Origin of the sequence: Janthinobacterium sp. B9-8, assembly GCF_000969645.2 — a bacterium.
GTDB lineage: Bacteria > Pseudomonadota > Gammaproteobacteria > Burkholderiales > Chitinibacteraceae > Iodobacter.
Map to the genome: position 1 here is coordinate 4,159,122 of NZ_CP014222.1, position 22,426 is coordinate 4,181,547.

Sequence of the window (22,426 nt, forward strand, 5' to 3'; positions counted from 1 at the left end):
AAGTCCGGTTCGGAGAGGAGAGGCAGAGAAATAGTTCGACTACGCTCTGCCTCTTACTCTACTCCAGACGGGCGAGGGCTGGCTGTATCTGGCGGGCATCAAGGATGTCTTTACCTGCGAAATCGTCGGTTATGCCATGGGATCGCGGATGACGCAGGAACTGGTCGGTCAGGCGCTGTGGAAAGCCATGAAATGGAAGCGGCCGCAGGCCGGCTTAATCCTGCATTCAGATCGGGGTAGCCAGTATTGTTTTCATGGCTATCGGAGGCTGATTGAGCAGTTTGGTTTGCAGGCATCGATGTCGCGGCGGGGCAACTGCTACGACAATGCGCCGATGGAAAGCTTTTGGGGTAGTTTGAAGAATGAGCTGGTGCACCATCACAGTTACGACAACCGGCTTGAGGCTGAAGCATCGATTCGGGAATACATCGAGATTTTTTACAATCGCCAGCGCCGCCACACGCGCTTGGGCAATCTATCCCCGGCCGCGTTTGCACAAAAGTTCAGCAGGCAAGCGGTCGGGATTTGAGTGAGGTGTGTCTACGGTTGTCAGGACAGGTCAAAGCTTGCTCTGGACCTAGTTACTTCAGGGATCCGCGGTCCCTGGCTTAATCGCCAGCTTCCATTAGGTAACTCTCGTATGCACGGCATAGAAATGCTTAAAAGCGAAAAACTGGATGATTGGGAAGGCATTTTCGAAAGGTGGATTCAGGAGCTGGATAAAATTCTAGAAATTACAGATGGTCTTGAGGCGCCATATGTTCATTGCGAGCATGGGAATACCCATCATTTCGGAGTTTCAGCGGCAATGGAAGGGTATGCAACCATTCGAGAGGTGATGGGAAAAAGGAATGATTTTTCGGCGAGACTAGACTTAGCGTTGGTGTCAGATCGATATTTGGATATTGTTGAGTCTAAATGGTGGGAGTTCAGCCTGTTAAGGCTGCCTTCGAAATCAATAATCAAAGACAAAATGAGCAATGCATGCGCAGACGCACAGAGCTATTCGAGCAACGAAAAACTATTTTCCGGAATAGAAAAAACAATACGAAGAATTGGAATAGCGTTTTTCACTCCACATTATTTGGAAGGAGAGTCATTTGATGAGGTACGAGTCTCTGAACTCATTTCATTTATTAAGCTATCCGTCTGCCCAGACATTATTGCGTGGTCATTTCCGGAGAAATCGCGAAACCTAGAGTATTGGCATAGAAAATATCCTGGCGTAATTGCAGTTGTAAAACTGAATGAAACTAACCATTCGTTGAAGGTGGCCGATCCTGATGGACCAGAGCCTTAACTCAAGCGTTAGGGACTACACATTTCGTGTCGCATATGTATATCTTTTTTGAGTTTCGCTGCTGATATCTTGGTCGTCACGATACGTGCAAGGAACGAAATAGGGGCAGAACTAAAGTCCATGCTGCGCTAATTCGATGAGATATTCTTACCCTGCACCATCATATTGATTACACCCTTTGGCCTTGTTTTGGGCGGCCTGCATCTACTTAGGTATTGAAATGATCACTCCCTGTAAATCTCTTAATCAGCCGGGCTGGCTTGATCTTCGGGTAGCGCTTTGGCCTGATTGCTCAAATGCTGAGCATCTGGCTGAAATGGCGTTGTTTTTAGCTTCGCCGCAGCGCTTTGCCCAATTTGTGGAATACGATCAAGCTGGCAGGGTGCTTGGGTTTATTGAGCTGGCCGTGCGGGGCGATTATGTAAATGGTACGGAGTCTTCGCCGGTTGCTTTTCTTGAAGGAATCTATGTTGAGCCAAGTGCCAGACGGCGCGGCATCGCTGGCAAGCTGGTTGCGGCTGCCGAGCAATGGGCCAAAGAGCATGGGTGTAAGGAGTTGGCTTCTGATGCTGCAATAGACAACACCCAGAGCCATGCCATGCATAAATCACTTGGCTTTAATGAAACTGAGCGGGTGGTGTTTTTTAAAAAAGCGCTGTGATAAAACAATGCCCTAAGCCATGACGCATGTGTAATGCGCAGCATAGGGTAAATACACGCAGCCTTGCATCGCAATATGCTCAATTTGCCATTGCTCTTACAAAGTCCACAGGATTTGCACAGATGATGAATCAGCTTCTGGCCGAGTTACGGAAAATCGAGGGGGTTGAGGATCGCCCGTCGCCTGTGGCGGGAGGATGTGCACTTTTTTATTTTGGCAAAGAGTTCGCGCATTTTCATAACACAAATGAACTTGATCTAAGGCTCACTAAAGCCATCATCCGCAAGCTTGGAATGCAGCATCCGCCTGATTCGCTTCATCATCCGACCCGCTCACCTAATTCCGCTTGGATTGAAGTACGCTTTAGCTTGGCCAGCGATATTCCAAAGCTTGTAGAGCTGGTTAAACTGGCCATTACAAAGCTATAAATTTGCCGCCAGCTTCTACGGGCCAAGTTGAGGGCAAAGGTACACTCTTTAACCTTTTACTTAGCCGAGCAGGCCGAAGCAATCTGCTTATCTTTCACTTTATGTATCTGGCAGGGCTTATGCACATCCATATTCAACAGACCACGGACGTAGATTGGCTCGATCTTAAGACCATCAGGCTGTTTTCACTGGCGGAGTCGCCGGATGCGTTTGGCCTCACCCATGAGGTGGCCTTTGCCTACACGGATGCCCAATGGCAGGATCGGGCAGGGAATCGAACGCCTCCCATGTATTTCGTCGCGCGTGATGAGGGAAATCCAGTTGGCTTGATCGGTGGCGTTAAGGCAAACACCGGCTTTAACCTTATCGCCATGTGGGTTGCCCCCTCGCATCGCGGTCTTGGTATTGGAAGCGTTCTAGTTGAAAAAGTCTTGGCTGCTGCTGTGCCACGCGGCGAATCTGAAGTGTGCCTGTTTGTTTCCCCACTCAATAAAGCCGCTTGCGCACTTTACGAGCGAATGGGCTTTTGCTTTACCCCGCACTTTGAAGCGCTAGAGAGTGATCCGAAAATCATGCTGCAGCGTATGCTTGCCAGATTTGATACGTGTTTACCGGCTGACTTTATTTTGACTTCTTAGCGCTTACTTTATTGGAGAGGTGGTTTATCCCGGAGGTATAAAAATTGGACTTAGTTGATCTTAAAATAATAATTTCTCGGTTAGATGGATATATAGATGCATTGTCATCTATTTATAAAGATGCTCACTCTGATAGGGCATGTGCGTTTAGTACGGATCTAGATATAGAAAATATTGATGCATCTATCAATCAGCTATTTTATGATAACGGCAAAATCTTTAAAGAAAATTTTCCGGACTTTGATGTTCCAGTTTGTTTTTTGGAAAGGTCAGAAATAATTACGGATTGGGTACGAGTTCTTCATCATGAGTTGGAAATTTTTTTGTTTCCAAAATTATTTCAAGAGTTAATAATAGAAATTGATTTAATTAGGGAAATAAAGCATAACCTAGCTTGGCAAGTTATGGAAATGGTGCGTCTCATCACTGATGACTTTGGGTCTGAAAAAATTTACAAAGCGAACTACCATAACTCTGAGTCAAGGAATGGTGTTTTATTTGTAATACCACTGAAAAAGACTTGTTTAGTATTGAGGTTTTGAGTCAGCGTTAAAAGTATAAAAACCTGCCGTGTTTTTGTTTGATATGCTGCGTGAAGTAGTTAAGAGGTAAAACGTGAAGTGAGGTGAGATGTTTTTAATGGTTGCTAATATCTTTGAAATTAGCATGATGTGGGGGCTTTCAGGCGAGCTGGGGCCTAAGAAGCATGAATTTCTTTTCACCAAGGCATTGGAATGAGCACTTATCTTTGCAGTACCTGTAATGAGCAACATGATGAGTTACCGATGTGCTTGGGCTCAGGCGCACCTGCTCTTTGGTATTCAATCCCTGAAGACGAGCGAGAAAGCCGGGCTGAACTTACATCGGATCAATGTGTGATTGATGGGGAGCACTTTTTTATACTTGGGCGTATTCTGATTCCGGTGCATGATGGCATGGGGCCGTTTATATGGCTGGCTTGGGTTTCGCTGAGTGAAGCAAATTTTCTTCGTAGCTGTGAGCTTTGGGAAAGTAAAGGCCGCGAAAGTGAGCCGCCCTATTTTGGCTGGTTGCAAAGCGATTTGCCCTATACGCCAAGCACGCTTAGCCTTAAAACTCAGGTGCAAACCGGCCCCGTTGGGGAGCGGCCCAGCATTTTGCTTGAGTACACAGACCATCCCCTTGCAATAGAGCAACACCACGGCATATCAATGGCCCGGGTTCAGCAGATTGCAGAGGCTGCTTTGCACCGGTAGTTAAATGCCCAGTTATGTCGCAGAGAAAAAAGCGCCTATATGCTGGCCACGCTTGGTGTTTATCAAGTTAGGAATCTTATGCTCTCACGGCTTGAATTTGCTTCTTATCATGTGGTGCTCTTTTTCATCTCTGGCATTTTGATGAGCATCGTTATTGGCTCATCATTTTTGTTTGATTTTTTGCAGTGGTTCAAAATTTCTGAAAATATAGGCTGGATCATTGTGTTGTCTTTCTGGACTTGCGGCTCAGGATTTTTTACTGTTGCCATATCCCGGGGTATGGGAGCTTTTTCCCTGGATGTTTGGGACGAAGCGCAAGCTCATGGTGCCTCATTTGTTTTGCTCCTTGGCCACCTTGGGCCTTTAGGGGCTGCTTACCTTTTTAACTTAATGAGTTCACAGTCCGGAAGCTCATCAGGGCTTTTTTTCCTGCCTTTTATTGCTTGGGCTGTCGTTCTATATCTTACGGGAATAATAATGGCGAACATCCGTATTAAGCGGGTGTTAGATGAAGACTAGAATGGAGCTATTATAATTTTTGAATCATAATTTAATCAAAGTTGTTAGAAAGTAGTGCTAACATTTTTTGTTAGATGCGATTTGCATTAAGCTCGGAACTGATTGTTTTAAAGGTTATTTCTAATTATGAAAATTCCAATGAATCTTGTTTCCGTGATGAATAACACGAAATGGGATGAATTACGCTTAGCTATGTACGAGCTTGAGCCAACACCTGCTTGGCGTACTAAGTGTTTGGAAAATGAATATGTCACTCCATGGGACTGTGAGTGGTATTACCATTTTCGTGAAGGAGGGTATGAAATAACGGAGTGGGTGGAAATTCGTATTGAGTCAAATGATCAAAAAGATTGTGTATTAACTGAGTTAATCAGAATTCATGTACCAGTAGAAAAAATAACTGAGGGCTTTCGTGTGTATGGGTATATTTGGCTAGGCCAGCCACTTGAGTATGCAAAATAGAATAACTAAAAATATCACAAAGGGCCTGTTCATTAGTTTGGGTAGTTGCCCTTTTTTATAAAAAAAGGCCGGATAATGCCTATTAAAACAATTGCACTTGATCCTGATGAATATGCAGCAAAGCGTATCGGGCATTTAGAGGCAATCTAAAAGAGTTTACGAGGTACTGTTAAGTGCTAAACATGTTGATTTTGTTGGTTTTTTCTAAAGGCAGTGATTTAAATGCATGCCGTGCCGCCCTCTGAAGATTTCAGGCTCTTACACTTTTCTCAAGCGGCAGGCGTAAAGCTGGCGCGCTGTATTGTATGGCTGCATGGAATGGGGGAGCGTGGGGGTGATCTTTCTTTGGTCTCCAAGTATGGCCTTCCTGCTGCCCTTAAAGAAGGCCGTCTTACTGTCAACGCGGATGTGATTTGTCCTCAGCTGGAAGCGGGGCTGACTTGGTCTGCCGAACGTATTGCTCGTCTAATGGCTGAACTAAGAAAACAGTACGAAGTAAGCGTTTTGCTTGGCTATAGCCTTGGCGCTGATGGCGTTTGCGAATTGCTCGCTCATTTTGGTTCTCAGGCGAGTATTCATATTGCGATTGCTCCAAGCGCCTCTGCCCCGATTGTGGCTAGCCAGGCAGCGACAAGGTTTCTTGTCATTTCGGGGGAATATGATCCTTGGCTTGATGAGAATGATTTTCTGCTTGCCGTGCAGGCAAGTGGCGGCGAAGCAGATAGTGCTGTCATGCAAGGTGAGGGCCATTACATCTCCGAATCTGCCCTTGTTCACCCGAAACTTGTTACTGCACTTGCATCTATTGGTATTGCTTGGCGCTGAAGCTTTACTCTCACTAAATAGCCAAAGTGAATTTGAAGGCAAAACTGTTTTCCCGCCCATGCTGCGTGATCAGTATTGGCAAGATAAGGCTCAAGGGTTTGCCTATCCCCGCTATGTAGGTCTCCGCCAGATGGAGTTTTGCTAGTCGCTTGAAAGCTTGGCTTTTGTAAAAGCGATATAAGGCACGGTATTTTTTGCTTTTTAAACGGCCTGTTTTACTGCCTTGTGTTTAACAACAGCTTTATGAAACGTCGCCCTAATGACAGCATCCTCCGTTTATTTGCAGCCTTGGCACGCGCTCTCCTCTGCGCTGCAGTCTCAGGTACGCGAAATTACTATCTCAGTAGTTCAAATTGAGTATGCAGGTTCTGTTGCGGCTCAGCTTGAGGTTGTTGAGCTTGATACATTGGGCGATCTTGTGGGCTTAGCCATTATTGCTGAGTAGGAAGTGGCTGGATTCTTGGTTCTGAAGCGGCGGAGCAAGGCACCAGAATGGGCTCCATCAGATTCCGCCGTGGTGAATGCGGGTGCATCAGAGCAAGCAGGGATTTTGTTGGCTCAGTTGTTTGGTTTGTGGCGGGTCTTGCTTTCTTGATTGGCACTATTAAAAATTGGCAATCTCTTAAATAAATATCGGCCAGATACGCAGTAAATCGTTTTCTTCGTACGGTATAACTGCGGGTCTGGTTTTGTTTCTTTACCCGATCGCTGTTTTCCTTATTTTTTCAGTTAATTCTAAATCGGTAAACCAATGCGAACCTTAGTTACAATTTTTCTCACTTTAGCCATATCAGGCTGTGGTGATGTGTATAGCTACTTAAAGAGTGGTGAGGTCGGTTGGGCGTTGAATAAAGAGCTTCGTGATAACACGCAGGTCGAAATAGCTAAGCTGACAAAATTTGCTTGGGACGAATTTTTTCTCTTTGACCCCTATCTGCCTAAAAGCGAGGTGTGTAAGCGCTTGATGCTTTCTGCCGCTGAATGCAAATCGATGATCAAGATCGAATCTATTGGCGAAGGGGAAATGCTGATGGTTTTTCGTCTAAAGGGGCGGCTTGTGCATATGGAATTGCATAGGCGCTATTTTGGAGATTTTACGCCTGCGCCTGAAAAACCATTTACCCCACAAACAGCAGTTTTCTTAGTTTCTATTGAAGGTAAGGGGGCTTGGGGTGGGGACTGGCTGAAGTTGCGGCCCCAAACTCAGGCTCTGGGTTTGGGGAGATAAGTCGAATTATATTCAGTATGGATTGGCGTTATATTGCTTTGCCAATCACTGAGCACAATGATCAGGGCATAAACTATGGAAGCTTTTCCACCTCTGTCGCAAGTGATGTCGAAGTTAAATGCTCTGGGTATTTCTTTGCCAGATGGCCCCGTTACTTTAGATGGCTATGGCGATTCGCCTGAGCTATCCGAAGAGCTATTAGCGTTAATTCGCCAAGGCAAAAAACGTGCAGGTACTGGTTTGTTGTGGGGGCATGAAGTGGATCAGGAGCCTGTGCCATGCGTGGGCGATTTACAGATTGTGCTTGATCACCATAACGAGCCAGCGCTGATTACGCGTGTGGTGAGCACTTATATTGTGCCGTATTCAGAAGTGACTGCCGAATATGCCGCGATTGAGGGTGAAGGCGACGGCTCTTTGGAATACTGGCGTCAGGCGCATTGGCGGTTCTTTTCACGGGAGTGTGAACAACTGGGCCGCCAGCCAGTAGAGAGCATGCCGGTTGTATGCTGCGTTTTTGAAGTGCTGCATATTTTACCTTCGCCCGTTGCTGCCTAATAGGCGGGGTTCCCACTTTGATTAAGGATCATCTATGCATGTCGCCATTCTTACTTTTCAGGGCTTCAACGAGCTTGATTCTTTTATCGCGCTTGGCGTGCTTAAGCGAGTGCCGGGCTGGCGGGTTAGCATTTGTTGCCCGGAGCCTACCGTTACATCATGGAATGGCGTAACGATCCATGCGCAGAGCTTATTGGATGAGGTGGCGAGTGCAGATGCGGTACTGGTGGGGAGTGGTGCAAAAACGCGCGAAGTGATTAATGATCCGCAAATGATGGCGCAGCTAAAGCTAGACCCTAGTCGGCAACTTATCGCCGCCCAATGCTCGGGAGCGCTGGTGTTGGCGAAGCTGGGACTTTTGGGGGCGATTCCTGCATGTACTGATCTCACCACCAAGCCTTGGGTAATAGAGGCAGGTGTTGAGGTGCTGAATCAACCTTTTTATGCCAAAGATAATATCGCCACCGCCGGAGGTTGCTTTGCCGCGCCATATCTAGCCGCATGGATGATTGCCAAAACGGCGGGCATCGATGCTGCCAAAGAAGCGCTTTACTACGTTGCGCCGGTGGGCGAAAAAGAAGAATACGTGGCGAGAGCGATGAAGAATGTTGCGATGTATTTGGTTTGATTTTGAGCTGGTAAGAATAGGGGGTAATTTTACGAGCACTTTTGTAGGTTGGGTTACGTGATATATCGCTGAACGCGGTAAACCTCGCACGCAGACGGCTAACCCAACCTACCCGACTCCTTAATTGATAGATAAATCAAACTCCCAACTGCTTCAAACTTATCCTACGGAACAGGGCCATCAAGGCCAGTGCGGCGCAGGTGAGGGCTGCAATTAATGCAATCCAGTAGCCTTGCACGCCGTAGCCGGGCAGAGTGGATGTGCCGAAGGTGAGGAAGTAGCCTAGCGGAATGCCGATTACCCAAAAGGCGGTAAGGTGAATCAGCATGGGGCCGCGGGTGGATTTGTAGCCGCGTAATACACCTGCCACTACAACTTGTGTGGCGTCTGAAAACTGGAAGAAGCCGGCCAATACCAGTAGCTGGCTAGCCAGCATCAGCACAACGGTATCGTTAGTGTAAAAACCTGCAATAAAACGCGAGGCAAAAATCATGGCGGTGCCAGTTAATAGGGCAATGCACAGCCCCATGCGAATGCCCGTCTGGCCAATAAAGCGCGCGGCTTTGTAATCTCCCGCGCCAATGGCATGGCCCACCCTGACGGTAAGCGCCGTGCCGAGTGCCATCGGCACCATAAAGGTGAGTGATGAAAAATTCAGCGTGATCTGGTGCGCAGCTACGGTGACAGTGCCAAGGCGGGCAATCAGTAGGCCAATCAGGCTAAATGCGCTGACTTCTACAAAAAACATCATGCCAATCGGCAGACCCAGCTTTAGTAATTGCTTTTGCGCATGCCAATCTATGCTTTGCCATGCGCGAAATGGATGGGTTTTTTTGTAGACGGGTGCATAGCGAATCCATGCGGCTAATAGCAAGAAATTAACCCATACACAGAATGCAGTGGCCCAGCCGCAGCCCACACCGCCCATGGCAGGAAAGCCCCAGTGGCCGTAGATCAATACCCAGTTGCAAGGGATATTGAGCAAGAGGCAAAAGATGGAAATCACCATCATGGGCTTGGTTTGATTAAGTGCGGCGCTATAGCAATATAAAACGCGGTAGCAGGCAAAGGCGGGCAAGCCCCAGCTAACGGCTTTTAAGAATTCTCCGGCTTTATGTGCAACAACGGCTTCAAGGCCCAGATGATTAAAAATCGGCAATAAAAAGCGAATTAAAATCAGGCCAATTAAGGCCAAGAGCAGAGCTTGTAATAGCGCTTGCTGGGTTAGATTGGGGATGGGTTTAAGATCATTAGCGCCAATCTTTTGCGCCACCAGCGGGCTGATGGCCAGTAAAAATCCCATCAGCGTTACCATCATGGTGACCCAGATGGACGAGCCTACCGATACCGCTGCCAGATCGCCAGCTGAAACACGTCCAGCCATCACTGCATCAATAAATGCAGTGCCTGTAGTGGCAAGTTGCCCAATAGCAATGGGCCATGCAAGGTGCCAAGTGGCGCGAATATCGGTGAGTCGGGTGGTCATAGTGATCTACTTGTTTATTATTTGCTTGTAGTAGATCAAGTCCAATAGACGGCTACTTATGCAAGCAAAATGGATTGATGGGTTCGTATTCGGCAAGTAAATCAGGGTATCGTCGGCTAAACATCAGCGCATCTTGCAAATCTAAATTCAGAATAACGACGCTGCCATTGGCCAAATTTTCGGTGCGAAAGCCTAAGCTGGTGGCGGCTGCAAAGGCCTTGGATAGTGCCAGCGGCGAGGTATTGCGTTTGGCATTGAGGCGCAGCCAGCTTTGTGTTTTCCAGCGTAGTGCCGGGTGGAGTTCGCGGATGGCTTTGGTTAATTCTGGGGCTAGGCAGTCGTACATGGCAGCATTCCTAATTCACAAAGTGGGAAGCTGGTCGCAAGGTTTTTGAAGTCGGATGCGGCCAACGCTTTAGCGATATTTCCCCATGAGCCTTACTTCAGACTTGGGCGCGCCTCGCAAGTTGTCGATTAATTGGCGCGTAAAACAAAAAAACCCGCAACGCGGGTTACGCTGCTTTAGCTGCATTTATAAAGCGCCCGCAAGCTGGCAAAATCAACTCGGCGCTGTGTAGTTCATTTTGGCCATGAGTTGATTTGCTGTCAAGCAGCTTTACTTAGCAGCCTGCCAAGCTTAAGGCTACCCTACTGCGAAAACGCCGGATTTAGCCATATGTTGATGATTCTTTCGTTGAATAGCCCGCTATTCGCCTCAAAAACCATCAAAATCTGTCTCAAACCGAACGTTTCCTCGCTACGGGCGCTTAAGCTCGACAGGCTACTCAGGATTTTTTGAATCTAACATCAGCGTGATCGGGCCGTCATTAATCAGCGCAACCTGCATATCTGCACCAAAGATTCCTGTAGGAATAGACTGGGCGCTCAGCTCGGCCAGCTTTGCCACAAAGGCATCAAACAGCGGCTGAGAGATTTCCCCCTTGGCGGCTCTGCCCCAAGATGGGCGATTGCCTTTGTTGTAAGAGCCAAATAGCGTGAATTGCGAAACGGCCAGCATCTCACCTTGGCAATCAAGCACCGAGCGATTCATCACTCCCGCTTCATCTTCAAAGATGCGCAAATTGCATATTTTTTTGGCGGTCCAGTTTAAATCGACTTCAGAATCGCTGTTTTCAATGCCAACCAGCAGCAATAGCCCCACAGATATTTGCCCGCAGATTTTGTCATCTACAGCAACGCTGGCCTGCTTTACTCTTTGAATTAAAACGCGCATTACTTTCCCCCAGAAGCAGTGATATTACATGGGCTTTGAAATTTCTTAAGCGCAAATATTGCCTGCTGACATTGCTATTGGCGATGGCTTTTGTTCGGCAGAGCCCTAATTTACATTTTTTGAAAAATGAGAAACAGAGCCTAGTAAAGGGGCTGAATATTCAGTATTCTCGTTTATTTTACCGCTAGGGATAGAACCATGAAAAAAGTAGGTCTGGTTGGCTGGCGCGGCATGGTGGGTTCTGTCCTCATGCAACGCATGCAGGAAGAAAAAGATTTTGACGTGATTGATCCCGTGTTTTTTACTACTTCGCAAGCTGGCCAAGCCGCTCCGAACTTTGGTAAAGACGCAGGCACACTGAAAAACGCCAACGATATCGCTGAGCTGTCGGCGATGGATGTGATCATTTCTTGCCAAGGCGGCGATTACACTTCGGATATCTTCCCAAAACTGCGTGCAGCAGGCTGGGATGGCTACTGGATCGACGCGGCTTCTACCCTGCGCATGGAAGAGAACGCGGTGATCGTGCTTGATCCTGTGAACGACGATTTGATTCGTGCTTCCCTAGCTAAAGGCGTTAAAAACTATATCGGCGGCAACTGTACCAATTCCATCATGCTGATGGGTATGGGCGGCTTGTTTAAAGCGGGCTTGGTAGATTGGGTTAGCTCGATGACTTACCAAGCGGCATCCGGCGGCGGCGCAAACCATATGCGCGAGCTGATTAAGGGCATGGGCGTGGTTTATGGTGCAGTAGCGGATGAATTGGCTACCCCTGCGTCAGCGATTTTAGAAATTGATCGTAAGGTTGCAGAAACCATTCGCAGCGATGTGCCTACAGAATTCTTTGGCGCGCCATTGGCTGGCGGCTTGATCCCTTGGATCGATGCACAGCTCGATAACGGCCAAACTAAGGAAGAATGGAAAGGCCAGGCTGAGGTCAATAAAATTCTTGGTAATGCAGCAGCTATCCCCGTTGATGGCCTCTGTGTGCGGATCGGCGCAATGCGCTGCCACAGCCTTGCCCTGACTATTAAGTTGAAAAAAGACCTGCCGCTAAGCGAGATTGAAGCGCTGATTCAATCAGGCAATCAGTGGGTGAAATGGGTACCCAATGATCGTGCGGTAACAGTGAAAGAGCTGACCCCGGCTTCTATTACCGGCAAAATGGATATCGGTGTAGGCCGTGTACGTAAGCTCAATATGGGCCCGGAATACATCAGCGCCTTTGTGATTGGCGATCAGCTGCTCTGGGGCGCTGCCGAGCCATTGCGTCGTATGTTGCGGATTTTGTTGGGTTAATTGTTTGGCGGGTATTTTGCCTTGTCATCAAAAACAGAGCGCTGCGGCGCTCTGTTTTTTTCATGTTTAGCAACTGATGTTACGAAGTACTTGTCTTTTTAGTGCCTTCGGCACGATGATTTTGGAGCGGTTGGCCACCGCGGGGGCCTTCCTTTCTTGCGCGGCCAAGAAACGAAGCCAAAGAAGGCCGCCCCAAACAGCACGAAGGCCCCTCGCTGCGGACAATCGAGGTGGCGTCAATTCAACTCGCTTCGCTCAAACACGAATTGACGACTACCCCACCCCGCTTGTTCCTCGTGTCGCGGCTTCAGAGGGATTTAAGCCCCATGCCGAGAGCGTGGACATAGTGTTTTTTCGTGGTTTGCTAATTCAAAATCAATTTGGTTAGCGCACATGGGGTGAAACCCGCCCTACATGAAATCACTGCAAGCTGCTGTCCATCAAAAGAAATAGAGCACCCCGGTGCTCTATTTCTTTGCCTGTTATGGTAGATGTTAAAGAAATCTGCCTCTGTTACTTATCAGAAGCTTGCTCGATAATGGTCAGCCATCTGCATCTGCGAGTTTCTATGCTTACTGATTTAATTCTTCTGCTTCCACTCGCTTTTACTGCCGGTTTAATCGACGCTGCCGTTGGTGGTGGTGGCCTTGTGATGATTCCGGGGCTGTTTGCGATCTTGCCGCGTGAAATTCCAGCTGCACTGTTTGGCACCAATAAATTAGCATCGATGATGGGCACGGCATCCGCTGCTGTGCGCTATGCACGGCGGGTTAAATTGCCGTGGAATATCTTATTGCCTACGGCCGGATCGGCTTTTGTTGGCTCCTATCTGGGCGCGCGCTCTTTGCATTTGCTGCCATTGGAATGGGTGCGCCCGCTGGTAATTGGCCTGCTGGCCATCATGCTGGTCTACACATGGTTAAAACCTTCTTTTGGCCATGAAGATGCAGAGCGGGAGCTGACGCGGCGCGATCTTTATATCGGCTTATTGATTGGGCTGGTGATTGGTTTTTATGATGGTTTCTTTGGCCCCGGCACCGGCTCATTTTTTATTTTTCTATTTGTGCGCTTATTTCACTTTGATTTTCTGCGCGCTTCAGCATCGGCCAAAGTGGTAAACCTAGCCACCAATCTGGCCGCGCTGGCTTTCTTTATCCCCGCCCAAATGCTGATCTGGGGCTATGCCATCCCGATGGGGATTGCCAATATCGCAGGCGCGCAAGTGGGTAGCAGAATGGCATTAAAAGGCGGTAACGTCTGGGTACGTCGCTTATTTTTAATTTTATCGGTTACGCTGATTTCTAAGCTGGTATGGGATACGGTAAGGTGATGTGATGTGAGCCCTAGTTAAGTTCACAAAGATCTGTAGACACAGAGATAAATAAGAACACAGAGTACACAGAGAAAACCTCAAAGAATAAATTTGGCTTTACTAACCATTTTTCCGAGCTTATTCATTGAAGTTACAAATACATTCATGGTTAAGTCTCTTTTCCAGAGTTTTTCTCAGTGTGCTCTGTGTTCTTCCCGTTCTCTGTATCTACAGGTCTTTTGGGGTGTGCTGCGGGCGGGTAAAAGGAGATGCAAATGAATTATTGGTTGATGAAATCAGAGCCGGATGATGTGTCGATTGATGATCTGGCAGCGCGCCCTGATCAGACCGTGGGCTGGTACGGGGTGCGCAATTATCAGGCACGTAATTTTATGCGGGATGAGATGCAGCTAGGGGACCAAGTGTTTTTTTATCATTCCAGCTGCAAAGAGCCGGGAATTGCTGGCCTTGCGACCGTCTGCCGATTGGCCTATCCGGACCCAACCCAGTTTGATGCAAATTCCGAGTATTTTGACGCCAAATCGACGATCGACAAGCCGCGTTGGCTGCAAGTTGATGTGCGCTTAGTGCAAAAAACGCGCCTATTGAGCTTAAGCGAGCTGCGTGCCTTTCCAGAGCTGACCCAGATGGTGCTATTGCAAAAAGGCTCGCGCCTGTCGATCACCCCGGTGTCAGCTGCGGATGCGGCCTTTATTTTGGCAAAGCTATGCTGACCGCGGTTCTGGCCTATTTAAGTGTTGGCCTGATTGCCGGGTTTTTAGCTGGCTTGCTAGGCGTGGGTGGGGGCCTTGTGATCGTACCTGCGCTGCTGTATGTGTTTGTCCTGCTTGGCTTGCCGCCAGAGCATCATCAGCATCTGGCCTTGGGTACGTCGATGGCGACGATTGTGTTTACCGGCATTGCCAGCCTGAAAGCCCACCATGCGCGTGGTGCTGTGTGCTGGCCGGTGGTGAAGACGATTACGCCGGGTATTTTGCTGGGCACTTTTGCTGGCGCACAGTTGGCGGCTTTTGTGCCTGCACTGGGTTTGCAGTGGTTTTTTGTGGCTTTTGCTTACCTGGTGGCCGCACAAATGCTGCTGGATTTTAAACCTAAGCCATCTAGAGCCCTACCTGCCAAAGGCGGAATGACGGCGATGGGCACTTCCATTGGTTTGGTTTCGAGTTGGGTAGGCATAGGCGGCGGGTCTTTATCGGTGCCGTTTATGACGTTATGCAATGTGCCGGTAAAAGAAGCGATAGGCACATCCGCTGCGATTGGGTTTCCGATTGCGCTGGCTGGGGCGCTGGGCTATGTGGTTAGTGGCTGGTCGGCGAGTTTGCCGCAAGGGGCTTTAGGCTTTGTCTACTTGCCTGCGCTGGCGGGCATTGTGCTGGCAAGTTTTCCCATGGCCAAAGTCGGCGCAGCCGCCGCACACCGCCTGCCTGTGCCGGTACTGAAAAAATGTTTTGCAGCCCTGTTGATTGCGCTGGCTAGTAAGATGCTGTGGAGCTTATTGAGTCTAAAAGGTCTGTAGACACAAAGAACACAGAGCTTAAACGCAGCACACTGAGAATACTGAGATGAATTCAATCTTTTCTCCGTGTGCTCTGTGTTCTTCTTTTATCTCTGTGTCTACAGATCTTGGGTTTTTACCCCAAGCCACTAAATCACATAAAATAAGATGCTGATAAATTGGCAGAGGCTGCCACCCAGTACGAACAGATGCCAGATGCCATGGCCGTGGGGGATGCGGGTGTCGAGTACGTAAAACACAATCCCGACTGTATAGACTACGCCACCCGCCGCTAGCCAAGCCATGCCTGCTGCAGGCAGGGCGGCCATTAAGGGCTTGATGGCAAAGATAATTAGCCAGCCCATCACTACATAAATCCCTAAGGACAAGATGCGGGTGCGTTTGCCCAGAATATTTTCCTGCACGATGCCGAAGATCGCCAATCCCCAGTTCACGCCAAATATGGTCCAGCCCAGTGGCCCATGCAGGGTGACAAGGGCAAAGGGCGTGTAGCTGCCTGCAATCAGCAGGTAAATGGCGCAGTGATCTAAGCGCTGAAAAACAGCTTTGGCTTTACCGCTGAGCGAGTGGTAAAGGGTGGAAATCACATACAACAGAACAAGTGTGCTTCCATAGACCGCTACGCTGACGATTTTCCACGGGTCGCCCGTCATTCCTGCAAAGGTGATGAGCAGGATCAGCCCGCTGATTGCGAGTGCTGCTCCGATCAGATGGCTCCAGCTATTGAAGCGCTCTCCATGGTACATATTGGTCCTTTGTGTAGGCATTAGCCTGCTCGAGAATAACGGCTATGCCGGTACTGTGCTTGGTACAAATGCCATGTGGATGGTAAAAAAGAGGTTTTTTTGAAAGGTTACAGCATTGTGAATAGTCCGAATATATATGATTATCAGGCACTAATATGCTGATTTTATGCTAGATTTGCCGCCCTTTAAGCGCACTTATGCGCTTACCAATTTATGCTGATGTTGCGTTATGACCCTCATTCACTTTAAAAAAATATGTAAGCAGTTTGCTTTTGCGATTGGCCCCCTATTACTGCTGTTGGCCGGACGATATCTGGTGGATAGCAGCTGGAGTACCCAGCGCTTAGTGTTTTCTGCACTGCTGTTTGCATTTCTAGCGTTGCCGCTGAATCGCTGGGCTGCCGCTGTGGCCGCGATCAGCCTTGAAGGTTTGTTGTGTCAGGCCAGTTGGTTAAAAGAAGGGCAGACTGGCGAGCCGCTTTTGGCCCGTGATCTGTTTGAAGTGTCGCAAGGCGTGTCTTTGGCCAGTTATTTAAATTGGGAAATGATCGTTTTTACACTTCTTGTGGCTTCTGCAGTTGGCATTGGTATTTGGAAAAGGCCTCGCTTTGCCTGGTGGCGTTTGGCCTTGGCGCTGCTACTACCTAGTCTTTTACTGATTCGTATCTTTGATCACGGTGTGTTGAATAAAACGACGGCCAGCGTTTTATCTGATTACGTAAACGCCAATTATCTTTCATATAATTTTATTCAAAATACCCGCCAGAATGGTTTGTTGGTGCACCTTTATCAAACTGCCGAAAGCGTTAAGTTGCCAGCAGCCGGGCCTCATTCTTTTTATCAATTAGGCGCTTTAAAAACCCAAGAGGCCATTGAGCCTGATGTGGCGTTAATCTTGTGCGAAGCTTGTTTTACCAGCCTGAATGATGAACAGTTTGTTACGCCGATCGCGCGTTTAAAGCAAAAGGGTTTTAGCGCCAGTATGATGCTCAGCCCCGTTTACGGCGGTGGCACGGCCGAGGCCGAGTTTGAAATGCTGACTGGCTTATCGTCTGCCGTGTTGCCGGGTATTGATTATCAAAACTACGCCAGTAGCTACCGTAAAGATGCCGCCACGCTGGTTTCCCGCTATAAAGATGCAGGTTACCGAACGATTGGTATGCATAACTTTCATGGCAACTTCTGGAAGCGGAGCGAAATTTACCCCAGCTTTGGCTTTACTTCAACACGCTTTGTAGAAGAAATGTCGTGGAAAACCAGAACCTGGCCGGACGATGGTCTTTTATACGATGCGGCGCTTAAATCCTATGCAGAAGGCCCGGCTAAAGGTAAAACAATGCTGTCTTTGGTCACGGTGATGACGCATGGTAATTACACCGACAGAGATTATGACGGGGGTTTGGGTGATTACAATCAGCGCCTTGATGCCGCGATAAAGCATCTAGAAAAATTTGTAAAACAGCTTGAAGCGCAGGCTAAAAAGCGTAAACGCCCCTTGGTAATTGCTTTAATCGGCGATCATAAGCCTTCTTTAACGGCTGCGTTTTACCGCAAAGGTGTGTTTGACGATGCGTTTTTCCGTGAAAAAGGCGAGCGCAATGATCGATTCCGCTTTGCCTATAAACTCACACCGCAGCAATGGCGAAAACGTGCTGAAGTGCCTTTGTTTATTAAGGCCAGCACGCCAGATTTAGCAGCCAGCATAGCGGGTAATTTAGCCGAGAAACCGATGTTTTGTTTGCCGGGCGAGCTGGCACAGCTGCTGCCTAAGGAGGACCCGTTCTGGGGAGCGCTGTCTGTGCTTTGCGCCAGAGAGCCAGATCAATTGCTGCCCGCCCAGCAAGTCGAGTGGCGCAAGGTTTTTGAGCCGGCACTATTTGCTGAGCGTCTGTTTTAGCGTTGATATGAGCCGCATTATGTCTCTTCACTTGCGGCCTCTACGCTAAGCAGCGCTTCGTAATACACTTTGAAATAGTGATTAGCATTGATGCCGCACGCTACCAGTAGCTTGGCATCCGGGCATTGTGCGGATTCGCTGGCAATGGCGAGATTTAAAAATGGAGCATAGGGGCCAGTGCTGTGGAGTAGCGCAGTGCAGACGGCTTCCGGTAGTTTAAGCAGCCCAACAATTTGTGCTAAGGGGCGGTGGATCAACTGCTCCAGCACAGAAAACAAGCCTAGTAAATACAGGTGGTCCTTTTCTTGAGGCCAGCGCTGGCTTCCTAAGCGCTCGGTCAACTCGGCGCGTAATAAGGCGTACTCCAGCAAGCTAGGATTGGGTTTTTCCTGGCCGGGTAAAGAAAATAGCAACAAAGATAACCAGCGGTATAAACGCTCCCTGCCTATGGCTACCAAGGCTTGGTCTAGCGTATCTATTTTCTTATTGCGCGCTTCGGCCGCGGAATTGGCTTGTGCCAGCACCCTAAAAGAGAGCAGCGGATCGGTTTTAAGCGAAACTGCAATTTCGCTATTACTGGCGTCTTGCCGAAGTAAATTCAGCAAATCCATAATTCTTAAAAACCCCGCCTCGACGGGTCCTTCCTGCCATGTGCTCTGATGAAATAACCTGCCTGCGGCATAGGCAATATTTAACTGCTGGCAAAGCTGAAATTCATCGTGCCATGCCAAATCGAGCATCAGCATAGGTTTTTCTAGGCCTTGCACATGGATGCGCCGTGCCAGCCTTTCGATGTCCGGCGCTAGCTTGCCATTGACAGAGAAAGCCAGCCATTGCGCCTGGGCGATGATCTCGGATGACCAAGTTGCGGGCAGCTGAAGAGCTAAGCCAAGGCCTGCTTTTTGTAGCTTTTGTAATGTCGCCAAGCCACGTTCTGGCAGGGCCGTGTTGGTGTTAAGCAGCAGCATATTGCCTTGAGCTGCCAACTGAGCCAGCTCGGGCTGCAGCAAGCTGCCCGCAGATATTTCCAAGAGTCGCAGCCGCTTTTTACTCATGGTGGTACCTAAGCGCACGGCATGGCGAATGAGCTCACCTTCTTCAAGCAGAATTTGCGCAATGCTTTCTTTACTCTGCGGGCGTCTACGCAGCAGGCTGCCCACTATTTTGCCGTTGGCATCAATAATATTGACGTGTTGCAGCTGCAACGTGATCGAAGGCTCTTGCAGAATAGGCTGGGGTGGCGATGGTGGAGGCGTTGGTTTCGCAAAAAGTCGCTGTAAGAACTTGAGCATGAGAGCTGAACACTAGGCAGATGAGTGCTTAAGCCTAGCAGAAGACGGGGAGCTTGCAGGAGGAGGCGGGCAGGGGGGAGTGCCCGCTTGGCAGATGAGTCTTACTTCTCGCATATCAAAAGGGCGGCGGCTTCTATTAAAAGAAGCCGCCGCCCTTATTGAATCATGGCTTACTTAGTTAGCTTATCCAACGCTTCGCGATATTTAGCTGCGGTTTTTTCCGCTACTTCTAAAGGAAGGGCAGGGGCCGGAGGGGTTTTATCCCAGCCAGTGGTTTCTAGCCAGTCGCGTACAAATTGCTTGTCGTAGCTTGGCGGATTGCTACCTGGCACATACTGATCGGCAGGCCAGAAGCGGCTAGAATCCGGTGTGAGGGCTTCGTCCATCAGGCACAGCGTGCCATCGGTATCCAGACCAAATTCAAACTTGGTATCGGCAATGATAATGCCACGAGTCGCCGCGTAAACGCTGGCAGCTTTATAGAGGGCAATAGCGGTATCGCGCACCTTGGCGGCCAGCTCTACACCAATCACTTCTTCGCAGCGCGCGTAGCTGATGTTTTCATCATGGTCACCCAATTCTGCCTTGGTTGACGGGGTGAAAATAGGCTCTGGTAATTGATCTGCTTCACGTAAACCCGCTGGCAAAGCCATGCCGCAGATGGTGCTGTTTTGTTGATACTCTTTCCAGCCAGATCCTGCGATATAGCCGCGAACAATTGCTTCTACGGCTACCGGTTTCAGGCGTTTTACTACCACGGCGCGCCCTTCTACTTGTGGTAGATCTGCTGCGCTCACTACGTCTTCGGCACGCTCGCCAGTGAAATGGCTAGGCACTATATCTTTTAGCTTATCAAACCAAAAGTTGGAAATAGCGGTGAGGATTTTGCCTTTTTCAGGAATCGGCTCGGCCAAAATTACGTCAAACGCAGAAAGGCGGTCGGTTGCGATCATCAGCATGCGCGCATCATCAATCGCGTAAAGATCGCGTACTTTGCCCGAGTAAATCTTAGTCAGGCTGGTCAAATTGGTCGTGGTAAGGCCGGTCATCGCAATTCCTTAAGGCATCAGAGTGGAGCAACAGGCCGCTATTTTGCCCGATTATTGGCCGCTTTTGCATAAAAGCTACCAAGTTCTTAGCCAAAAGGTGCCCACCCTATAGAATTTAAAAGCTAAGTTCTGTAGACACAGAGCTAAATGAGAATAGGAAGAACACAGAGAAAACCTTAATGGATGTTTTTTTCTGTATTTTTAAGATTTTCTCAGTGTACTGCTTTTAAGTCTGTGTTCTCTGTGTCTACAGATCTTATGGTTTTTTTAAACGACCGTATCCAGCTGCTGCAACAGGTAGAGCCGCTGGTAAATGCCGCGCTCTATTTGCATCAGTTCTTCGTGATTGCCTTTTTCTGCGATGCGGCCGTGGTTAAGTACGATGATTTGATCTGCGTCGCGGATGGTGGATAGGCGGTGGGCAATCGAGATCATGGTGACTTTACCGTGCAGGCGCGATAAAGCTTGCTGAACGATTTGCTCGGTTTCGCTATCGATATGCGAAGTGGCTTCATCCAGCAGCAGGATGCGCGGCTTGCCAGCCAGTGCGCGGGCGATGGCGATCAGTTGCTTTTGGCCGGTAGAAAGCCGTGTGCCGCTTTCACCCATATCGGTGTCGTAGCCGTTTTCTAAGCTTAAAATCAGCTCGTGCACATTGGCGGCTTTGGCGGCGGTTTCGATCTCTTCCTGGCTGAGTTTACGGCCCATATCGATATTGTCGCGCGCGCTGGAAGCCAGCAGGAATGGGTCTTGCGGCACCAGACCTACGCCACTTCTAAATGCCGCATCGCCAATTTCCAGTAGCGGATAACCATCTATTTCGATTTCCCCAGCTTGCGGTGTATAAAAGCGCAGCAGCAGGGAAAGCAGTGTCGATTTACCGCTACCAGTGTGGCCAACAATGCCGTAGAAAGAGCCTGCCGGAATGGTGAGCGACAGATCGTGCAGCACGGGATGCTTGGCGTCATAACCAAAAGCCACGTCTTTAAAGTGTACTGCGCCTTTGCTAATTTGGCCCTCACCATCGCCATTGATGGCTTGTTTTTCACCCAGCAACACATTAACCCGCGCAGCCGAAACCACGGCCTGCTGGATTTGGCTGAACTGCATGGTGATCTGGATCAGTGGCTCAACCACGCGGGCGATATAGCTGACAAAGGCATAGAGCACACCAATTTCCAAGCCGCTAAAGCTTTGTTGGCCAAACATCCAAATCACTGTGGCGAGCAGTGCCACATTTAAAAAATCCAGCGCAGGGCGTAGTAGCCAGGCATTGGCGCGCAATTCGGCCATGCGTGCGCCGTAGAGGCTGAGGTTGGTTTTTTGAAAGCGTGCGGTAAAGCGTTGCTCGGAATTGGTCGCTTGTAAAACGCTCATCCCCGCAATGGATTCGGCCATCTGAGCATTGATATCGCTGCGTAGCTGACGCGCTTTGGTAACTGACGGCGCGCTCCAGCGCTGATACAGCCAAACAATTAAAACTACAGCCGGAATCAGTATCAGCACGATCAGCATTAAGCGCCAATTGAGCCAGGCCATCGCCGCCAGCGTGCCGAGCACCACAATCAGGCTATCCAGCATCACAAATAGCACTTGTACATACAGCGCTTTGACCGATTCGGTATCGTTGGTCACGCGGCTAACCAGCTGACCAGTAATCGCTTTATCAAAAAACGCCATCGGTAGCGCTAATACATGGCTATAAACCTGCTCACGCAAGCGTTTAACCGAGCGCATTGCCACACCGGCAAGGCGTAGCAATTGCAAATAGCGAATTAAAGACGCCGCCCAGCCACAAGCTAGCGCACCGCCCAGCAGCATAAAAATCTCGGGCCAGTTTAAAACGCGGGGCAAGAGATGCTGATCAATAAACATCTTACCGAGCAGCGGCCCTGCGGCTTCCAGCAGCGCAGCGCAGATCAGCCAAAATAAACCCAGCCATAAATGGCGGCGCTCTGGCAGCGCAGCCTTATTAAGCAGCGCAATCGCTTGCTTACGTTCGCTCATAGATCAACCTTTTTTTAAAAACTAACCTTAAGTCTGTAGACACAGAGAACATGGAGAAAGGCAAAGGCGAGAACACTGAGAA

At 48.9% G+C, this 22,426-nt stretch carries 26 protein-coding genes and 1 pseudogene; 20 read left to right on the forward strand and 7 right to left on the reverse strand.

The window, feature by feature from the left end:
- Positions 1-52: 52 nt before the first annotated feature.
- From VN23_RS18785 to VN23_RS18850, 15 genes and pseudogenes are all read left to right on the forward strand, one after another.
- Positions 53-529: pseudogene (locus VN23_RS18785) on the forward strand (IS3 family transposase); the annotation flags it as partial.
- A 126-nt stretch (positions 530-655) separates the two neighbouring features.
- Positions 656-1,300, forward strand: coding sequence for a hypothetical protein (locus VN23_RS18790; protein ID WP_156455223.1), 645 nt, complete (start codon positions 656-658; stop codon positions 1,298-1,300).
- Between the two features lie 220 nt (positions 1,301-1,520).
- Positions 1,521-1,961, forward strand: coding sequence for an aminoglycoside 6'-N-acetyltransferase (gene aac(6') / locus VN23_RS18795; RefSeq protein WP_046351843.1), 441 nt, complete (start codon positions 1,521-1,523; stop codon positions 1,959-1,961).
- Between the two features lie 122 nt (positions 1,962-2,083).
- On the forward strand, positions 2,084-2,389 hold the full coding sequence (locus VN23_RS18800) for a luciferase domain-containing protein (RefSeq protein WP_156455224.1): 306 nt from the start codon (positions 2,084-2,086) through the stop codon (positions 2,387-2,389).
- 119 nt (positions 2,390-2,508) lie between these two features.
- Complete coding sequence (locus VN23_RS18805; protein WP_046351842.1) at positions 2,509-3,027, forward strand: GNAT family N-acetyltransferase; 519 nt, start codon at positions 2,509-2,511, stop codon at positions 3,025-3,027.
- 44 nt (positions 3,028-3,071) lie between these two features.
- Entirely contained in the window at positions 3,072-3,569 is a 498-nt protein-coding gene (locus VN23_RS18810; protein ID WP_046351824.1) for a hypothetical protein, read from the forward strand.
- A gap of 192 nt (positions 3,570-3,761) precedes the next feature.
- Complete coding sequence (locus VN23_RS18815) at positions 3,762-4,262, forward strand: DUF2199 domain-containing protein (protein ID WP_046351823.1); 501 nt, start codon at positions 3,762-3,764, stop codon at positions 4,260-4,262.
- Positions 4,263-4,301: 39 nt separating this feature from the next.
- Positions 4,302-4,781 (forward strand): hypothetical protein, encoded by a 480-nt coding sequence (locus VN23_RS18820; RefSeq protein ID WP_046351822.1) that lies wholly within the window; start codon positions 4,302-4,304, stop codon positions 4,779-4,781.
- 126 nt (positions 4,782-4,907) lie between these two features.
- The gene (locus tag VN23_RS18825) at positions 4,908-5,243 is read left to right on the forward strand and encodes a DUF6678 family protein (RefSeq protein ID WP_231743306.1); all 336 of its coding nucleotides are present in this window, start codon (positions 4,908-4,910) and stop codon (positions 5,241-5,243) included.
- A gap of 222 nt (positions 5,244-5,465) precedes the next feature.
- Positions 5,466-6,068 carry a hypothetical protein gene (locus tag VN23_RS18830; RefSeq protein ID WP_052746576.1) on the forward strand — a complete coding sequence of 201 codons (603 nt, stop codon included), beginning with the start codon at positions 5,466-5,468 and terminating at the stop codon, positions 6,066-6,068.
- A 259-nt stretch (positions 6,069-6,327) separates the two neighbouring features.
- Positions 6,328-6,513 (forward strand): hypothetical protein, encoded by a 186-nt coding sequence (locus tag VN23_RS18835; RefSeq protein ID WP_046351820.1) that lies wholly within the window; start codon positions 6,328-6,330, stop codon positions 6,511-6,513.
- A 3-nt stretch (positions 6,514-6,516) separates the two neighbouring features.
- Positions 6,517-6,663 (forward strand): hypothetical protein, encoded by a 147-nt coding sequence (locus tag VN23_RS21895; RefSeq protein ID WP_156455225.1) that lies wholly within the window; start codon positions 6,517-6,519, stop codon positions 6,661-6,663.
- Positions 6,664-6,819: 156 nt separating this feature from the next.
- Positions 6,820-7,296: a hypothetical protein gene (locus VN23_RS18840; RefSeq protein WP_046351819.1), complete on the forward strand. Its 477-nt coding sequence runs from the start codon at positions 6,820-6,822 to the stop codon at positions 7,294-7,296.
- 75 nt (positions 7,297-7,371) lie between these two features.
- Complete coding sequence (locus VN23_RS18845; RefSeq protein WP_052746575.1) at positions 7,372-7,854, forward strand: ASCH domain-containing protein; 483 nt, start codon at positions 7,372-7,374, stop codon at positions 7,852-7,854.
- Between the two features lie 34 nt (positions 7,855-7,888).
- Complete coding sequence (locus VN23_RS18850) at positions 7,889-8,482, forward strand: DJ-1/PfpI family protein (protein ID WP_046351818.1); 594 nt, start codon at positions 7,889-7,891, stop codon at positions 8,480-8,482.
- Between the two features lie 136 nt (positions 8,483-8,618).
- On the opposite strand, the gene VN23_RS18855 is transcribed toward VN23_RS18850, so the two are convergent.
- From VN23_RS18855 to dtd, 3 genes are all read right to left on the reverse strand, one after another.
- Positions 8,619-9,968, reverse strand: coding sequence for an MATE family efflux transporter (locus VN23_RS18855; protein ID WP_046351817.1), 1,350 nt, complete (start codon positions 9,966-9,968; stop codon positions 8,619-8,621).
- A gap of 52 nt (positions 9,969-10,020) precedes the next feature.
- Positions 10,021-10,314 (reverse strand): hypothetical protein, encoded by a 294-nt coding sequence (locus VN23_RS18860; protein WP_046351816.1) that lies wholly within the window; start codon positions 10,312-10,314, stop codon positions 10,021-10,023.
- A gap of 435 nt (positions 10,315-10,749) precedes the next feature.
- A complete protein-coding gene (gene dtd / locus VN23_RS18865) occupies positions 10,750-11,202 on the reverse strand; it encodes a D-aminoacyl-tRNA deacylase (RefSeq protein ID WP_046351815.1) in 453 nt (150 codons plus the stop codon).
- Positions 11,203-11,400: 198 nt separating this feature from the next.
- On the opposite strand from dtd, the gene asd reads away from it, so the two are divergent.
- From asd to VN23_RS18885, 4 genes are all read left to right on the forward strand, one after another.
- Positions 11,401-12,504, forward strand: a complete 1,104-nt coding sequence (gene asd / locus VN23_RS18870) for an aspartate-semialdehyde dehydrogenase (protein ID WP_046351814.1) — start codon at positions 11,401-11,403, stop codon at positions 12,502-12,504.
- Positions 12,505-13,072: 568 nt separating this feature from the next.
- Positions 13,073-13,834, forward strand: coding sequence for a sulfite exporter TauE/SafE family protein (locus tag VN23_RS18875; RefSeq protein WP_046351839.1), 762 nt, complete (start codon positions 13,073-13,075; stop codon positions 13,832-13,834).
- Between the two features lie 257 nt (positions 13,835-14,091).
- On the forward strand, positions 14,092-14,550 hold the full coding sequence (locus VN23_RS18880; RefSeq protein WP_046351813.1) for an EVE domain-containing protein: 459 nt from the start codon (positions 14,092-14,094) through the stop codon (positions 14,548-14,550).
- Complete coding sequence (locus VN23_RS18885; RefSeq protein ID WP_046351812.1) at positions 14,544-15,353, forward strand: sulfite exporter TauE/SafE family protein; 810 nt, start codon at positions 14,544-14,546, stop codon at positions 15,351-15,353. Before VN23_RS18880 ends, VN23_RS18885 begins: the two co-directional genes overlap by 7 nt.
- A gap of 128 nt (positions 15,354-15,481) precedes the next feature.
- Here VN23_RS18885 and trhA read toward each other — a convergent pair whose 3' ends face one another.
- Positions 15,482-16,099 carry a PAQR family membrane homeostasis protein TrhA gene (gene trhA, locus VN23_RS18890; protein ID WP_046351811.1) on the reverse strand — a complete coding sequence of 206 codons (618 nt, stop codon included), beginning with the start codon at positions 16,097-16,099 and terminating at the stop codon, positions 15,482-15,484.
- A gap of 229 nt (positions 16,100-16,328) precedes the next feature.
- Between trhA and VN23_RS18895 the strand changes: the two genes are divergently transcribed.
- Positions 16,329-17,996: an LTA synthase family protein gene (locus tag VN23_RS18895; protein WP_046351810.1), complete on the forward strand. Its 1,668-nt coding sequence runs from the start codon at positions 16,329-16,331 to the stop codon at positions 17,994-17,996.
- 17 nt (positions 17,997-18,013) lie between these two features.
- Here the strand turns inward: VN23_RS18895 and VN23_RS18900 are convergent, their stop codons facing one another.
- The 3 genes from VN23_RS18900 to VN23_RS18910 form a co-directional block, all read right to left on the reverse strand.
- Positions 18,014-19,288, reverse strand: coding sequence for an EAL and HDOD domain-containing protein (locus VN23_RS18900; protein WP_046351809.1), 1,275 nt, complete (start codon positions 19,286-19,288; stop codon positions 18,014-18,016).
- A 170-nt stretch (positions 19,289-19,458) separates the two neighbouring features.
- A complete protein-coding gene (locus tag VN23_RS18905) occupies positions 19,459-20,337 on the reverse strand; it encodes a phosphoribosylaminoimidazolesuccinocarboxamide synthase (RefSeq protein WP_046351808.1) in 879 nt (292 codons plus the stop codon).
- Positions 20,338-20,604: 267 nt separating this feature from the next.
- Entirely contained in the window at positions 20,605-22,344 is a 1,740-nt protein-coding gene (locus VN23_RS18910) for an ABC transporter ATP-binding protein (protein ID WP_046351807.1), read from the reverse strand.
- Positions 22,345-22,426: the final 82 nt, after the last annotated feature.

What these genes read in the sequence shown, in the direction of transcription:
- VN23_RS18860 (WP_046351816.1), bottom strand. Translation starts at nt 10,314, where the DNA reads ATGTACGACTGCCTAGCCCCAGAATTAACCAAAGCCATCCGCGAACTC.
- VN23_RS18895 (WP_046351810.1), top strand. Translation starts at nt 16,329, where the DNA reads ATGACCCTCATTCACTTTAAAAAAATATGTAAGCAGTTTGCTTTTGCG.
- VN23_RS18855 (WP_046351817.1), bottom strand. Translation starts at nt 9,968, where the DNA reads ATGACCACCCGACTCACCGATATTCGCGCCACTTGGCACCTTGCATGG.
- VN23_RS18800 (WP_156455224.1), top strand. Translation starts at nt 2,084, where the DNA reads ATGATGAATCAGCTTCTGGCCGAGTTACGGAAAATCGAGGGGGTTGAG.
- VN23_RS18875 (WP_046351839.1), top strand. Translation starts at nt 13,073, where the DNA reads ATGCTTACTGATTTAATTCTTCTGCTTCCACTCGCTTTTACTGCCGGT.
- VN23_RS18850 (WP_046351818.1), top strand. Translation starts at nt 7,889, where the DNA reads ATGCATGTCGCCATTCTTACTTTTCAGGGCTTCAACGAGCTTGATTCT.
- VN23_RS18805 (WP_046351842.1), top strand. Translation starts at nt 2,509, where the DNA reads ATGCACATCCATATTCAACAGACCACGGACGTAGATTGGCTCGATCTT.
- VN23_RS18815 (WP_046351823.1), top strand. Translation starts at nt 3,762, where the DNA reads ATGAGCACTTATCTTTGCAGTACCTGTAATGAGCAACATGATGAGTTA.
- VN23_RS18790 (WP_156455223.1), top strand. Translation starts at nt 656, where the DNA reads ATGCTTAAAAGCGAAAAACTGGATGATTGGGAAGGCATTTTCGAAAGG.
- asd (WP_046351814.1), top strand. Translation starts at nt 11,401, where the DNA reads ATGAAAAAAGTAGGTCTGGTTGGCTGGCGCGGCATGGTGGGTTCTGTC.
- VN23_RS18885 (WP_046351812.1), top strand. Translation starts at nt 14,544, where the DNA reads ATGCTGACCGCGGTTCTGGCCTATTTAAGTGTTGGCCTGATTGCCGGG.
- VN23_RS18830 (WP_052746576.1), top strand. Translation starts at nt 5,466, where the DNA reads ATGCATGCCGTGCCGCCCTCTGAAGATTTCAGGCTCTTACACTTTTCT.
- trhA (WP_046351811.1), bottom strand. Translation starts at nt 16,099, where the DNA reads ATGTACCATGGAGAGCGCTTCAATAGCTGGAGCCATCTGATCGGAGCA.
- dtd (WP_046351815.1), bottom strand. Translation starts at nt 11,202, where the DNA reads ATGCGCGTTTTAATTCAAAGAGTAAAGCAGGCCAGCGTTGCTGTAGAT.
- VN23_RS18840 (WP_046351819.1), top strand. Translation starts at nt 6,820, where the DNA reads ATGCGAACCTTAGTTACAATTTTTCTCACTTTAGCCATATCAGGCTGT.
- VN23_RS18900 (WP_046351809.1), bottom strand. Translation starts at nt 19,288, where the DNA reads ATGCTCAAGTTCTTACAGCGACTTTTTGCGAAACCAACGCCTCCACCA.
- VN23_RS18845 (WP_052746575.1), top strand. Translation starts at nt 7,372, where the DNA reads ATGGAAGCTTTTCCACCTCTGTCGCAAGTGATGTCGAAGTTAAATGCT.
- VN23_RS18835 (WP_046351820.1), top strand. Translation starts at nt 6,328, where the DNA reads ATGACAGCATCCTCCGTTTATTTGCAGCCTTGGCACGCGCTCTCCTCT.
- VN23_RS18910 (WP_046351807.1), bottom strand. Translation starts at nt 22,344, where the DNA reads ATGAGCGAACGTAAGCAAGCGATTGCGCTGCTTAATAAGGCTGCGCTG.
- VN23_RS18905 (WP_046351808.1), bottom strand. Translation starts at nt 20,337, where the DNA reads ATGACCGGCCTTACCACGACCAATTTGACCAGCCTGACTAAGATTTAC.
- VN23_RS18880 (WP_046351813.1), top strand. Translation starts at nt 14,092, where the DNA reads ATGAATTATTGGTTGATGAAATCAGAGCCGGATGATGTGTCGATTGAT.
- VN23_RS18820 (WP_046351822.1), top strand. Translation starts at nt 4,302, where the DNA reads ATGCTGGCCACGCTTGGTGTTTATCAAGTTAGGAATCTTATGCTCTCA.
- VN23_RS18825 (WP_231743306.1), top strand. Translation starts at nt 4,908, where the DNA reads ATGAAAATTCCAATGAATCTTGTTTCCGTGATGAATAACACGAAATGG.